The organism is Brevibacillus sp. TJ4, from assembly GCF_044627595.2.
Taxonomy (GTDB): domain Bacteria; phylum Bacillota; class Bacilli; order Brevibacillales; family Brevibacillaceae; genus Brevibacillus.
Genome location: NZ_CP185865.1, coordinates 4,272,581 through 4,285,914, shown reverse-complemented (window position 1 = coordinate 4,285,914; position 13,334 = coordinate 4,272,581). Strand labels below are relative to the sequence as shown.

Below are 13,334 nucleotides of genomic sequence, written 5' to 3'. Positions count from 1 at the left end.
TGTGCTATTTGAAACCCACGCGCATCTGAACGCACCGGAATTTGACGAGGATCGCGACGAAGTGATCGCCCGCGCCGGAGAAAACGGCGTGGAGACGATCGTCAACATCGGCTTTAATGCCGAGACGATCCCGACCTGTCTGGAGCTGGCAGAGCGGTACGATTTTATTTACGCCGTAATCGGCTGGCATCCCGTGGACGCCAAAGACATGACGGACGAACATCTGGAGTGGATCGAGGAGCTGAGCCGCCATCCCAAGGTAGTAGGGCTGGGGGAAATGGGTCTCGACTATCACTGGGACACATCGCCGCGGGATGTGCAGGCAGAAGTGTTTCGCAAGCAGATTCGCCTCGCGCGCAAGCTGGAGATGCCGATCGTGATCCACAATCGGGATGCGCATCAGGATGTCATCACCATTCTCAAAGAGGAAAAGGCGGCAGAAGTAGGCGGGATCATGCACTGCTTTTCCGGGAGCTGGGAGACGGCCAAGCTGGCGCTGGACATGAATTTTTACATCTCCTTCGGCGGGCCGCTGACATTCAAGAACGCCAAGCAGCCCAAGGAAGTTGCTGCCAAGGTACCGCTTGATCGGCTGCTGATCGAGACCGACTGTCCGTACCTGACTCCCCACCCGTACCGCGGCAAGCGCAACGAGAGCGGCTACGTCCGGTACGTATGCGAGGAAATGGCCAGCATACGCGGCATGTCCTACGAGGAAATGGCTCGCATTACAGCGGAAAACGCGAGACGATTGTTCCGGATTTGATCGACAAGATCGCCGAAAGAACGAGTCTGGGAAACAGGAAAAACCGGGAAGACACGTTACCATTCGTGTCCATCCCGGTTTTTTGTTCGGTTCTACACCCTTTTTTCGCGGCATACGATTGTCTATATGTCGAACGATTATTCGCAAATCGACAGTCCCTCTCGACAGGAATCCACTTCCATTCAACAGCTTGCATTTGCTAGTCTGGTACCAGTCTCTCTTTCAGCCAGGTAGAGGGTAAATTTGACAAAGCTGAAAAAGTAACATACAATACAATCCGACCTTGTTCAGTATACGCCACTTCCAGAAAATTAGTGCAATTACATCGACCCTTACCTGGCTAGACATAGAAAAGCAGCCATGCTTTTCTGTAAAAAAGGAGTGTGGGAAATGGAGTTATGCAGGATGTGGGAAAAGTACAAGAACCACGCGCTGATCTGGTTTTGCAGCCTTGCTCTTGTAGTCATTCCCGCAATTGGCTATTTCTCTGCCCAGGCTGCCCAGCCAAAAACGGTCACATTTATCCTAGACGGAGAAAGTCGGACGGTTGCGACGAGAGCAGATACCGTCGATCAATTTTTACAAGAACAACGGATTGCCGTTACAGAAAAAGATTCTTTGCGGCCTAAGCCGGAAAAGAAGATTGCTGATGGTGATTCCATCACGCTGACGACGAGCTGGACCATTCCGATCCTTGTTGATGGGGAAGAGAAGCTGATCCAGACGCTGAACCGTGATGTGGAGAGCGTTTTGCGAGACGCCAAGATTGCGCTGGGTGAAAAAGACCGGGTAGTACCGGAGTTGGGCACACGGTTGCGCAAAGACTCCACCATTGAGGTAAAACGGGTAGTCGAGCAGATCGTACAAGTGGAAGAGCGAGTCACCTTTCAAGAAGTACGCAAGAACGATCCCTCTTTGATCAAGGGGGAAACCAAAGTATTGCAAAATGGTCAAGAAGGTAAGGCTATTGCACACTACAAGCTGGTCACGGAGAATGGCACAGAAATCTCCCGTGAACTGGTAAAACGAGATGTTGTTACACCGAAGATAGACCGTGTCGTGGCGGTCGGTACAGCTACTGCAACAGCAACAGCGCAGATGGACGATGCGTCACAACGGGTCATGGTCGCATCAGCGGGAATGGTTTCCCGCGGTGGCAAAGTATTTCGAGCGAAACAGGTACTGAACGGGGTTACCCTGACTGCATACTCCGCTGAAGGAGGGGGCAAGCCTCCAGGTTCTCCCGGTTACGGGCGGACAGCGACAGGGGTTATGGCTCAGGCAGGGCATACCATCGCTGTAGACCCCAAGGTAATACCGCTGGGTTGGTGGGTGTACATCGAAGGGGTTGGGTACCGTCGGGCTGAAGACGTGGGCGGAGCCGTGCGCGGCAACAAAATTGACGTGTTTGTCAACACCACGCAAGAAGCAATCCAATTCGGTCGAAAGCGAAACAGGACGGTGTATATCATCGGTCCGGAAAAACCGTAGGCAGGAGCATATTTGCTCCTGTCTCAGATTGCAGACAAACTCCCTCGCTGAACGAACAGCAGAGGGAGTTTGTTTAATAATTTGATGAAAATACCGAAGGTGTTTTGATCGTTCACCTTTTGGCGACCTGATTTCCATAGCCAGGTCGCCATTTTTTTCAAGTTCATGGCAGCGAAAACAAGCATCGCCTGCATCGTGACCTTCTCCAGTCCTCGTAAGGTCGTCCAACGCATGCCATGCTTTTCCTTCATATCAGCGAATACACGTTCAATCGTTTCTTTCCGTTTGCTATAGATTTGTTTGTTTTCCTCGGTATGCCGGAGGTGGTCTACCTCTTCGAGGTAATCAGCCCAGATGTGGCGACTCACTCTCTTTGTGTAGTCTTTACTTTCCGTGCATTGTTTCAAGAACGGACAACTTCGGCAAACTTGAGAATTTGATCGATAGATACGGTACCCATCCTTGTTTGTTGTCTCATATGTTAAGATTTGCTCGTTCGGGCAGATGTAGCAGTCGAAATATTCATCATACACATATTCGTGCTTTTTAAAAAAACCTTCTTTGGTGCGTGGTCTTGTGTAGGGCATAACGGGGCGAATCTGGTCATCAAGGAGTGTTTTACTGATGTAAGGCGTCTTGTATCCCGAGTCCACTGCCACAGCTTGAGGCTGTGCAAACGTCTTTCGCACTTGATTCAAAACATCCTCAAAAACCTGACTGTCATGCACATTGCCTGGCGTTACCTTGGCACCAAGCACAAATCCATTTCGATCACATGCTGTATGAAAACTATAAGCAAATACACGTTCCTTTTCCCCTTTTACAAACAATCCGCAATCCGGGTCAGTTGTGCTGACTTTCACCTCCTTCTTCGAAGTTTCTGTCTTTTTTTCAAGGGGCTTCTTTCCATGTGCAATACGATCCTGATTGATTTCTTCGTCCAGCAGCTCTTGATATTTCTTCGCTTGTTCTTCAACGATTTCTTTCACGTATTTATGCTTATTCGCACTGGCTTTTACATGCGTAGCATCAATGAAAAGCACATCAGGCTTCACGAATCCATGATGAACCGCCTCCTCCAATATTCGAAGGAAGATCGACTCGAAGAGTTGAGTATCCCGAAAACGGCGAACATAGTTCTTGCCTAGGGTCGTGAAATGGGGAATGGGCTGACTGAAATCATAGCCAATAAACCACCGATAGGCAACATTGGTTTCGATCTCTTTAATCGTTTGTCGCATGGAACGAATTCCAAAAATATATTGGATGAAAGCAATTTTAACTAAGACTACAGGGTCAACACTGGGTCTGCCATTGTCATGACAGTAGAGGCTTTCCACCAAGTCATAGATGAACGAAAAGTCGATTGCATTTTCAATTTTTCTTACGAGATGATCTTCTGGCACCAACTCATCTAGCGAGAATGCAGATATCTGATAACGCCCTTCGGCCTCTTGCTTATTAAGCATAATGCCACCTCTAAAAAATAACTTTTGAAAACGTAACATGTTCTATATTCAACAAAAAAGCCTGCAGACCCTGTTCCTTACGGAACTTTGTCTACAGGCTGAGGCAGGAGCATATTTGCTCCTGTCTTCTGTTGTCCAAGACCGTACTCGTGATATGCTGATATTCGTAAGACGTTGTTTGCCGAAAAACGTTCCACGTATTTTTGCTGGTCGGACTTGCTTTTTTGCGCAAACTAGTCTCATCGCCAAATTGGATTGAAAGTGGGAGCATGTGCATGAAAATCAGGGAACTCATCGTAGTCGAAGGCAGGGATGACACTGCGGCGATCAAGCGGGCTGTCAATGCCGATACGATTGAGACGGGCGGTTCCGCCATCCATGAGAAGACGATTGAACGAATTCGCCTGGCGCAAAAAAAGCGAGGCGTGATTATTTTTACCGATCCGGATTACCAGGGCGAGCGGATTCGCCGCATCATCAGCCGGTCTGTGCCGGGCTGCAAGCACGCCTTTATCACGCAGGAGGACGGGACGAAAAAAGGCGACATCGGCGTGGAAAACGCCTCTCCGGAGGTGATCGTCCGCGCGCTGGAGCAGGTGCGCACAGAGATGGTGGAGACCGCGGGCGAGATTACTGCCGAAGACCTGCTCGCGTGCGGCCTTACCTCGGGCCCTGCTTCCAAAGAGCGGCGAATCCAGCTTGGAGAGCGCCTGGGCATCGGCTACGCCAACGCCAAGCAGATGCTGCAGCGTTTGAATGCCTTTCAGATCAGCCGCGAGGACTTTGAGGCGGCGATGCGGGCGATTGACGAAGAGGGGGACAAGCCATGACGCAGATCGCAGGAAAAGATATTGCAACGCCCACGCGCACCCGGGAGATACTGGAGAAATACGGGTTCTCCTTTAAAAAAAGCCTGGGCCAAAACTTTCTCATCGACACGAATATCCTGCACAACATCGTCGACGCGGCCGATCTGGACAAGGAAACAGCGGCCGTCGAAATCGGTCCGGGCATCGGCGCGCTGACAGAGCAACTGGCACGTACAGCCGGCAAGGTGATGGCGATCGAGATCGACCAAAGGCTTTTGCCGATCCTCGCAGATACCCTGTCTCCTTACAGCAATGTAGAGGTCGTCCACGGAGACGTCCTGGCGCTCGATCTGCCCGCCCTGTTTGCGGAAAAGCTCGCGGGGTATGAGAAGATCAGCGTCGTGGCGAACCTTCCGTACTACGTCACGACTCCTATCCTGATGAAGCTGTTGGAGAGCCGTCTGCCGCTGAAAAACATCGTCGTAATGATCCAGAAGGAAGTCGCCGAGCGGATCGCCGCCAAGCCCGGGAGCAAGGATTACGGCTCGCTGAGCGTCGCTGCGCAGTTCTACGCCGATACGCAAATTGCGATGATCGTTCCGGCGCAGGTTTTTGTACCGCGCCCCAACGTCGACTCCGCCGTGATTCGCTTGCAGGTACGAGACAAACCGGCGGTCGAGGTAGACGACGAGGATGTCTTTTTTCGAGTGGTCAAAGGCTCGTTCGCCCAGCGCCGCAAAACCTTGTTGAACAACCTGATGAACGGTCTGTTTCTAAAAGAGCACAAGGATCAAGTAGTACAGATGCTCGAAGACATCGGAATCGATCCGACGCGCAGGGGAGAGACGCTGCACATCGAGGAATTCGCCCGCCTGTCCAACGAAAGTCTGCGCCGTGGATTGATCCATAAATAGCGAGAAGCACCATTCCCATCGCTGGCACATTCGGCCAAAGATGGGGATTTTTTTGTGTTCTGCACATTCTGCATATGATTTTGACAAATATCTACGTAAAACACGAAAAAAAGTCCGTTGACAAAAACTCGGACGGATTGCTATAATTTTTTATTTCTTTGACAAAATAAGCATGAGCTGTTATAATAGAAACAAGCGAGGTGGATGGAACAATGGCAAGAAATGCATTGCTTGACATTAAGCGCAGTTTAGACGGGCATATTGGTGAACGCATCCTACTGAAGGCCAATGGCGGTCGCCGAAAAACCGTCGAACGAAGTGGCGTCCTCGAAGAAACGTACCCGTCTGTATTTGTGGTAAAGCTGGATGACGACCAGCTTTTTGAGCGGGTCTCTTACAGCTATGCCGACATCTTGACAGAAACAGTAGAGTTGACGGTGTGCCGCGAAAATGAGCACATCCGCATCACATTTGTACAACAGTAGAACCTTCGGGGTTCTACTGTTTTATTTTTTGCACCTGGGTACATACTATCCCTTGTCAACGAAAGGGAGGGTGTTATGGGTCGCAGACGAGGCATTATGTCTGAAGAGTTCAAGATGGAGTTGGCCAAGGAGCTGGGGTTTTACGATACGGTAAAATCGGAAGGCTGGGGCGCCATCACAACGCGGGATGCAGGTAACATGGTAAAACGCGCTGTTCAGATTGCCGAGGAAGCGTTAGCCAAACAGAATACCAAGTAATCTCGTTGACAAAAATGCCGGGGAAACCCGGCGTTTTTTTTTGCCTCGTTCACAATTGCCGAAAAAGTTTCCCTTTTTCGCTTTTGGACGGTACAACTGGCATGGAAGAGAATCCCTGTGCTACAATAAGAAACTAGGAAATTTAGAACGTAGCCAGAGGTGAGCAATGTGCGTATCTCGGTCAAAGCGCCGGCCAAAATCAACCTGACTCTCGACGTACTTGCCAAACGGCCGGATGGTTATCATGAAGTGGAAATGGTGATGACCACTGTAGACTTGGCTGACCGCGTAGATTTGACATTGCGCGGCGACGACCAGATTACGCTGGACTGCTCAGCCAGTTTTGTACCCGACGACATTCGCAATCATGCGTATAAGGCAGCGGTACTCCTGAAGGAACGCTATCAGGTTCCGTACGGCGTGCACCTGTATATCGATAAACAAATTCCCGTAGCAGCCGGTCTGGCGGGCGGCAGCAGCGATGCAGCCGCCACCTTGCGCGGACTGAATCAGCTTTGGGGATTGGACTTGACTCTGGACCAGCTCGCGGAGGTAGGAGCGGAGATTGGCTCAGACGTACCGTTTTGCGTATACGGAGGGACCGCTCTGGCCAAAGGGCGGGGCGAAAAGATCGTCCACCTGGGTGCGCCAGCCCCCTGCTGGGTCATCCTGGCAAAGCCTCCGGTGGGAGTGTCCACCGCTGACGTGTACGGCCAGTTTCGCCTGGAGCATGTAAAACAGCATCCCGATACAAGACGTATGCTGCGGTCGATCGAGGAGCAAGACTTCTCCCTGATGTGCCAATCGCTCGGCAATGTACTGGAGACAGTCACCCTGAACCTGCAGCCGCAGGTTCGGCAAATCAAGGAGTTGATGATCGCTTCGGGCGCTGACGGGGTGCTGATGTCCGGAAGCGGTCCGACTGTGTTTGCCCTCGTCCAGAAGGAAGCAAAAGTGCATCGGATCTACAATGCGCTGCGCGGTTTTGTGAAGGATGTATACGTGGCCCGAATGTTAGGCTCGCAAGAACGGGAAATACTTGCATAAACCCGTATATAAATGATACATTAGCGTCATAACATTCGGTTTTGGAGGAAGAGCCATGAAGAAAATGCGTAGAAGTGCACGGTTGGTCGATATGACCCAGCACTTGCTAGCCCATCCTCATACGCTGATTCCGCTCACCCTTTTTGCCGAACAGTATGGCGCGGCGAAATCATCTATCAGTGAAGACTTGTCGATCATCAAGGAGGCGTTTGAACTCCAGGGGGTCGGCCTGTTGAAAACGGTTGCGGGTGCGGCAGGGGGAGTCAAGTACATCCCCCGGATGAAAACAGAGGAAGCGCTCGCATTTATGCGTGTATTGATCCAGCAATTGGAGAACCCGGACCGGCTATTACCAGGTGGCTACCTGTACATGTCTGATATACTGGGACACCCGACTACGATGGCACAGATCGGAAAGCTGTTCGCGACAGCGTATGCAGACAAGGACGTAGACGTGGTGATGACGGTAGAGACAAAAGGCATTCCGCTCGCCTACGCGACGGCGACGTATCTCAACGTGCCGGTCGTAATCGTGCGCAGGGACAACAAAGTGACGGAAGGCTCTGTCGTCAGCATCAATTACGTGTCCGGTTCCAGCAAGCGTATTCAGACCATGTCGCTGGCTCGCCGGGCATTGGCCGAGCATTCACGCGTACTGATCGTCGACGATTTTATGAAAGCAGGCGGGACCTTGCGCGGCATGATTGATTTGCTGCAGGAATTCCAGGCTACTGTCGTCGGCTGCGGCGTTTTGGTAGAGACGACGGCGGATGTGTCCGAGCGACTGGTTGACGATTATGTCTCCCTCGCCAAAGTACAAGGCGTGGATATCAAAGGCAAGCAGATCGCCATCGAGCTGGGCAGTTTTTTCGAGAAGGAATAACCCACCCACTAAAGGAGGAAATTGAAGATGAACATCTCCATCCTATCCACTGACAAGGCTCCTGCAGCGATCGGACCGTACAGCCAGGCGGTCAAGGCAGGTCCGTTCCTGTTTGCATCCGGACAAATTCCGCTGCGCCCCGACGGTTCTCTGGTAGAAGGAGACATCGAAGAGCAGACCAGACAAGTACTGGCCAACATCAAGGGCTTGCTGGAAGAAGCAGGCGCAACGCCGTCGAGCATCGTGAAGACCACTGTGTTTCTCGCAGATATGAACGACTTTGCGAAAATGAACGACGTGTACAGTACAGTTTTTAGCGAGCACAAACCTGCCCGCTCCACGGTTCAAGTGGCGCGTTTGCCGCGTGACGTGAAGGTAGAAATTGAATTCGTCGCCTATCTGGAAGGCTGATCGGCACGCGAAAACAGACAGAGTCCGCCACATTTTTTGTGCAGCGGACTATTTTTATTGCTGTTTTCTTGGGAATTTCTGTGGAACGGTGAATTTTTTTTGAAAAATTAAATAAAACTAGCAGGAATATTTACCCAGAGAGTGGAAATATAACAAAACGCTTTTCATAGATAAAGGGAGTGAACACGATGGAAGTAACAGACGTTAGACTTCGCCGCGTGAATACGGATGGTAGGATGAAAGCGATCGCGTCCATTACGATTGACCATGAATTTGTGGTTCATGATATCCGTGTCATTGACGGAAACAATGGCATGTTCGTGGCAATGCCGAGCAAGCGTACACCGGACGGCGAATTCCGCGATATTGCTCATCCGATCTCTTCCGCTACACGCGAAAAAATTCAGCTGGCTGTTTTAACTGAATACGAGCGCGTCGGCCAAGAAGAAGAAAGCACGATCGAAGCAGGCGCATAACACAGAAGCACCCTGTCATTGCGACAGGGTGCTTTCCTTTGTCTGGGCGTAGCACGCTTCCAGATCGCGGCGGATTTTCTCCTGATCCATGCCTTCGCCGATGAACACAGCGACCATCCTGGGGCCGAAGTTCTCGAACGGAAAAAACAGAACCTGGTTGTCCGTATGTTGAAAGGAGATCAGCTCTTCTTTCCCCTGGAATTGAACATATCCTTTGGCACGGTAGACGTTTTTCGGCAGGCTATAGAGAAAATCCTCAAATTTTTCTGGGTCTACGGGCCCGGTAAAATACAAGGCGAATGATTCGATGCTGTTGTAAAGCGAAGGGCTTGTTTTCAGGCCAAGTGACTGCTTGAGCTTGTCGAATCGGCCGATGCTGGTCTGGACCGGCACTTTTGCGGCACGCTGTGCATCATCCGTCTGGGCGATGCGTGTGACCGACAGCAAAAGCTGGATGTCCACTTCGCTTTGGACGGTGTGGTAGAGGGGCGCGCGAGGATTGAGCTGCTGCAGCTTTTCCTCGACTTTTTTCAGAGTCTCGGGAGGGGTCAGGTCGGTTTTGTTGAGCAGCAACAAATCGGCGTAGCTCACCTGGTTGCGAATTGTCTTGACCAGTGCGCCCGTTGATTGAAAACGGGAGTTCAGCTCGAGGAAGCGGGAAGCATCGACGACGCTGATCATGCCTTTTAGCTCCAGGCGGTCGAACAATTCGGGGTGGGTCAGGCCGTCAACTACATCGATCGGGTCGGCCACGCCTGTCGTTTCAATGAGAATGGTATCGGGAGAGAGGGAGTTGAGGATTTCTTTCAGTCCTTCCGTCAGCTCGCCTTGCAGCGAGCAGCAGATGCAGCCGTCCAGCATCTTTTTGACCGGAAAGCCGAACCCTTGCAGCAGTTCCCCGTCAATATCTTCTGCACCCATTTCGTTCATCAATACGACGACTTGTCCGTCGTGCTCCTGCATGTGGGCAAGCATCTTTTGCAGCAGCGTCGTTTTGCCGCTGCCGAGATAGCCTGTCAGGATGTATACGCGCGTAGGCATGCTCATATCCTCCTTTTTGCAGTGCTCTATTCATCCAATATACCATGATTTTTCCAGAATATTAAATGTTTCCAGACCTATGTCAATTTCCGGGACAATGTGAACAAACGATGAGATCATGGACCGATTATCTTGAAATCCACATATGATTAAGATATAGTCATTGTGGAACTTCTACGATGGAGGGTTGACATGTCCAAGATCCATGCCGTGGTTCTGGCCGCTGGTCAGGGTACGCGGATGAAATCGAAGCTGCACAAGGTTTTGCACCCGGTATGCGGGAAGCCGATGGTTCAACATGTCATAGATACGATGGCTTCCATGCAGGTAGAGAATATGATCGTCGTCGTCGGACATGGCGCTGACAGTGTTCGCGCCGAGCTGGGCGAAGGCGTCACATATGCGATGCAGGAAAAACAGATGGGTACAGCACACGCTGTCCAGCAAGCTGCACCATTTTTGCAAGGAAAACAAGGGACTACGTTCCTTTTGTACGGAGATGTTCCGCTTCTCTCCAAGCAAACGCTTACGGACCTGTTGCGCTACCACGAGTCACAGCAGGCGGCGGCGACTGTTTTGACTGCCGTGCTGCCCGATCCGACCGGGTATGGGCGGATCATCCGCGATGAAGCGGGCGAAGTATTGCGAATCGTGGAACACAAGGACGCGACAGAGGCGGAGAGGGCGGTCCGCGAAATCAACACAGGCATATACTGTGTTGACAATCAAAAATTATGGGATGCCTTGGCAGAAGTGAAAAATGACAACGCGCAAGGCGAATACTATTTGACAGATTGTGTCGCAATCCTGCGGGAGCGCGGCGAAAAGGTAGTTGGCTTCGCTGCCGCTGATCCCGAGGAGACAATGGGGATCAATGATCGCGTCCAACTGGCGGATGCAGAAGCATATCTGCGCAGACGGATCGCCGTGGAGCACATGAGAAACGGCGTGACGATCGTCGATCCGAGCAGCACCTACATTGAGGCTGACGTTACGATTGGCGCAGATACGATTATTCAGCCTGGAACATTTTTGCGTGGAAGGACAACCATTGGTTCCGATTGTGTCATCGGACCGCAGGCAGACTTGAGGGATGTCACGGTAGCAGATCAGGTGACCATTCACTACGCTGTGATGGCAGAGGCCTCTATTGAGCGTGAGTCTACAGTAGGGCCGTATGCGTATGTGCGTCCGGGTACGGAAATTGGCCCGCATGTAAAGGTCGGCGATTTCGTCGAGCTGAAAAACGCGAAAATCAAGGAAGGCTCCAAGGTTCCTCACCTCAGCTACGTAGGTGATGCCGAGATCGGAGCCAATGTCAACATCGGCTGCGGCACGATTACCGTCAATTACGACGGCGCAGTCAAGCACAAGACCGTTGTCGAGGACGGAGCGTTCATCGGCTGCAACACCAATCTGGTAGCACCGGTGACAGTAGGACAAAATGCGTATGTAGCGGCAGGCTCGACCATTCATCTGGATGTGCCTGCAAACGCACTGGCAATCGCTCGGGAAAGACAAGTCAATAAATTGGATTACGCCGACAAAATGCCTCGAAAAGGCAAAAAGCAATCATAACGGGAGGTTCTTGAGAAGACCATGGCTAACTACCGCGACCCCAAACTGAAAGTATTTACGTGTAACGCAAACCCGAAGCTGGCAAAGGATATCGCTGAACATATCGGCGTTCCTTTGGGAAATGCCCAAGCCGTTCAGTTTAGTGATGGAGAGTGCCAAATCAAGCTAAACGAAAGTGTTCGCGGTTGTGACGTATTTGTCATTCAGCCGACATCTGCTCCCGTTAACGAGCATTTGATGGAGCTGCTGGTTATGGTAGATGCGTTGAAGCGTGCATCGGCCAAAAGTATCAACGTGGTGATTCCGTACTACGGCTACGCCCGTCAAGATCGCAAGGCGCGCGCCCGCGATCCGATCACAGCCAAGCTGGTGGCAAACCTGATCGAGACGGCTGGGGCACAGCGCGTGATTACGATGGATCTGCACGCGACGCAAATTCAAGGCTTCTTTGACATCCCGGTTGATCATTTGTTGGGCGTTCCGATTTTGGCAAAGCATTTCAGCGAAAAAGGCCTGAAGGACATCGTCGTCGTCTCCCCTGACCACGGCGGAGTGACCCGTGCGCGCAAGCTGGCAGAGCGCCTGGAAGCGCCGATCGCAATTATCGACAAGCGCCGTCCGGAGCCAAACGTGGCAGAAGTGATGAACATCGTCGGAAATATCGAGGGCAAGACGGCAATCATTATCGACGACATCATCGACACCGCAGGCACCATCACACTGGCAGCCAATGCCCTGGTCGAAGCTGGAGCGCGTGAAGTGTTCGCGTGCTGTACGCACCCGGTATTGTCCGGTCCGGCGATTGAGCGGATTTCCAACTCGAAAATCAAGGAACTGATCGTCACCAACACCATTCCGCTGAAAGAAGAGCAGCTCATCGACAAGATCACGGTTCTGTCCGTGGCGCCGATCATTGGGGAAGCGATCATCCGCGTTCACGAAGAGTTGTCCGTCAGCAAGCTGTTCGACTAAGCGAGAGCCGATCCCCCGATTGCGAGACGGGGTTGAAATACACCTTCTCTGGACAAGCTAAGGAGGAAATGTTTACCTAGCTTGCCAGAGGAGGTTTTTTTGTGGAAGCGATACAGGCTCAACTGCGTGCTAACGAAACGGGCAACAACGTCAAGCGACTGCGGCGCGAGGGGTGGATACCTGCCGTGCTCTACGGCGCCGAGGTGGGCAACCAGCGGATACAGGTTCGTGGACGCGAACTGGATGCGGCGTTGCGGCAACAGGCCACGAACAAGCCTTTTCGGCTGACGGTCGGGGGCACGGCGCATGACGTGATGGTCTACGAGCTGCAGCGTCATCCTGTACAGGGCAACATTCTGCATGCAGATTTCAAGCAGATCAATATGAATGAAAAAATTCACACGACGGTACCGGTGATGATCGCCGGAGATCCGGAGCTGGGAGTGGCGACGCTGGTGCGGCATAGCGTCGAGGTAAACTGTCTGCCGGGAAATATCCCCGAGTCGTTTACAGTCGATGTAGACGGCATGCAGATAGGCGATGTCGTGCTGGTGCAGGATCTGGACATTCCCGCAGGTGTCGATGTGGAACTGGAGCCGATGGAGGTTCTGGTCAGCGTACTGCCGGTGAAAGCAGCCTCCGACGAATCGCTGGAAGCTGAGGCGCAGGCGGAAGAGACAGCCGAGGCAGCCGAGAAGACAGCAGCTGCGGAGTAGTTGCACATGTGAACAGAC

Annotated in this window: 15 protein-coding genes; 13 read left to right on the top strand and 2 right to left on the bottom strand. The window is 51.9% G+C overall.

Annotated elements, in window-relative coordinates; all coding sequences use genetic code 11:
• Position 1 precedes the first annotated feature (1 nt).
• Positions 2 to 766 carry a TatD family hydrolase gene (locus ACAF76_RS21190; protein WP_400161760.1) on the top strand — a complete coding sequence of 255 codons (765 nt, stop codon included), beginning with the start codon at positions 2 to 4 and terminating at the stop codon, positions 764 to 766.
• Between the two features lie 390 nt (positions 767 to 1,156).
• Complete coding sequence (locus tag ACAF76_RS21185; protein WP_400161759.1) at positions 1,157 to 2,257, top strand: G5 domain-containing protein; 1,101 nt, start codon at positions 1,157 to 1,159, stop codon at positions 2,255 to 2,257.
• 23 nt (positions 2,258 to 2,280) lie between these two features.
• Here ACAF76_RS21185 and ACAF76_RS21180 read toward each other — a convergent pair whose 3' ends face one another.
• The gene (locus tag ACAF76_RS21180; protein WP_400162161.1) at positions 2,281 to 3,726 is read right to left on the bottom strand and encodes an IS1182 family transposase; all 1,446 of its coding nucleotides are present in this window, start codon (positions 3,724 to 3,726) and stop codon (positions 2,281 to 2,283) included.
• 275 nt (positions 3,727 to 4,001) lie between these two features.
• On the opposite strand from ACAF76_RS21180, the gene rnmV reads away from it, so the two are divergent.
• The 8 genes from rnmV (at position 4,002) to spoVG (ending at position 9,009) form a co-directional block, all read left to right on the top strand.
• Positions 4,002 to 4,556, top strand: coding sequence for a ribonuclease M5 (gene rnmV / locus ACAF76_RS21175; RefSeq protein WP_421617346.1), 555 nt, complete (start codon positions 4,002 to 4,004; stop codon positions 4,554 to 4,556).
• Positions 4,553 to 5,449 (top strand): 16S rRNA (adenine(1518)-N(6)/adenine(1519)-N(6))-dimethyltransferase RsmA, encoded by an 897-nt coding sequence (gene rsmA / locus ACAF76_RS21170; RefSeq protein ID WP_421617345.1) that lies wholly within the window; start codon positions 4,553 to 4,555, stop codon positions 5,447 to 5,449. Before rnmV ends, rsmA begins: the two co-directional genes overlap by 4 nt.
• Before the next feature lie 212 nt (positions 5,450 to 5,661).
• Positions 5,662 to 5,934: a biofilm formation stimulator Veg gene (gene veg, locus ACAF76_RS21165; RefSeq protein WP_421617344.1), complete on the top strand. Its 273-nt coding sequence runs from the start codon at positions 5,662 to 5,664 to the stop codon at positions 5,932 to 5,934.
• A 75-nt stretch (positions 5,935 to 6,009) separates the two neighbouring features.
• Positions 6,010 to 6,192 carry a small, acid-soluble spore protein, alpha/beta type gene (locus ACAF76_RS21160; RefSeq protein ID WP_421617343.1) on the top strand — a complete coding sequence of 61 codons (183 nt, stop codon included), beginning with the start codon at positions 6,010 to 6,012 and terminating at the stop codon, positions 6,190 to 6,192.
• Positions 6,193 to 6,360: 168 nt separating this feature from the next.
• The gene (gene ispE, locus ACAF76_RS21155) at positions 6,361 to 7,239 is read left to right on the top strand and encodes a 4-(cytidine 5'-diphospho)-2-C-methyl-D-erythritol kinase (RefSeq protein ID WP_421617342.1); all 879 of its coding nucleotides are present in this window, start codon (positions 6,361 to 6,363) and stop codon (positions 7,237 to 7,239) included.
• Positions 7,240 to 7,294: 55 nt separating this feature from the next.
• On the top strand, positions 7,295 to 8,122 hold the full coding sequence (gene purR, locus ACAF76_RS21150) for a pur operon repressor (protein ID WP_421617341.1): 828 nt from the start codon (positions 7,295 to 7,297) through the stop codon (positions 8,120 to 8,122).
• Between the two features lie 27 nt (positions 8,123 to 8,149).
• Positions 8,150 to 8,533, top strand: a complete 384-nt coding sequence (locus ACAF76_RS21145) for a RidA family protein (RefSeq protein WP_421617340.1) — start codon at positions 8,150 to 8,152, stop codon at positions 8,531 to 8,533.
• 188 nt (positions 8,534 to 8,721) lie between these two features.
• Complete coding sequence (spoVG, locus tag ACAF76_RS21140; RefSeq protein WP_421617339.1) at positions 8,722 to 9,009, top strand: septation regulator SpoVG; 288 nt, start codon at positions 8,722 to 8,724, stop codon at positions 9,007 to 9,009.
• 15 nt (positions 9,010 to 9,024) lie between these two features.
• Here spoVG and ACAF76_RS21135 read toward each other — a convergent pair whose 3' ends face one another.
• On the bottom strand, positions 9,025 to 10,050 hold the full coding sequence (locus ACAF76_RS21135; protein WP_421617338.1) for a CobW family GTP-binding protein: 1,026 nt from the start codon (positions 10,048 to 10,050) through the stop codon (positions 9,025 to 9,027).
• A gap of 192 nt (positions 10,051 to 10,242) precedes the next feature.
• On the opposite strand from ACAF76_RS21135, the gene glmU reads away from it, so the two are divergent.
• The 3 genes from glmU to ACAF76_RS21120 all read left to right on the top strand — a co-directional run bounded on the left by glmU (position 10,243) and on the right by ACAF76_RS21120 (position 13,316).
• Positions 10,243 to 11,628, top strand: coding sequence for a bifunctional UDP-N-acetylglucosamine diphosphorylase/glucosamine-1-phosphate N-acetyltransferase GlmU (gene glmU / locus ACAF76_RS21130; protein ID WP_421617337.1), 1,386 nt, complete (start codon positions 10,243 to 10,245; stop codon positions 11,626 to 11,628).
• 21 nt (positions 11,629 to 11,649) lie between these two features.
• On the top strand, positions 11,650 to 12,600 hold the full coding sequence (locus ACAF76_RS21125) for a ribose-phosphate diphosphokinase (RefSeq protein ID WP_421617336.1): 951 nt from the start codon (positions 11,650 to 11,652) through the stop codon (positions 12,598 to 12,600).
• Between the two features lie 101 nt (positions 12,601 to 12,701).
• Positions 12,702 to 13,316 carry a 50S ribosomal protein L25 gene (locus tag ACAF76_RS21120; protein WP_421617335.1) on the top strand — a complete coding sequence of 205 codons (615 nt, stop codon included), beginning with the start codon at positions 12,702 to 12,704 and terminating at the stop codon, positions 13,314 to 13,316.
• Positions 13,317 to 13,334: the final 18 nt, after the last annotated feature.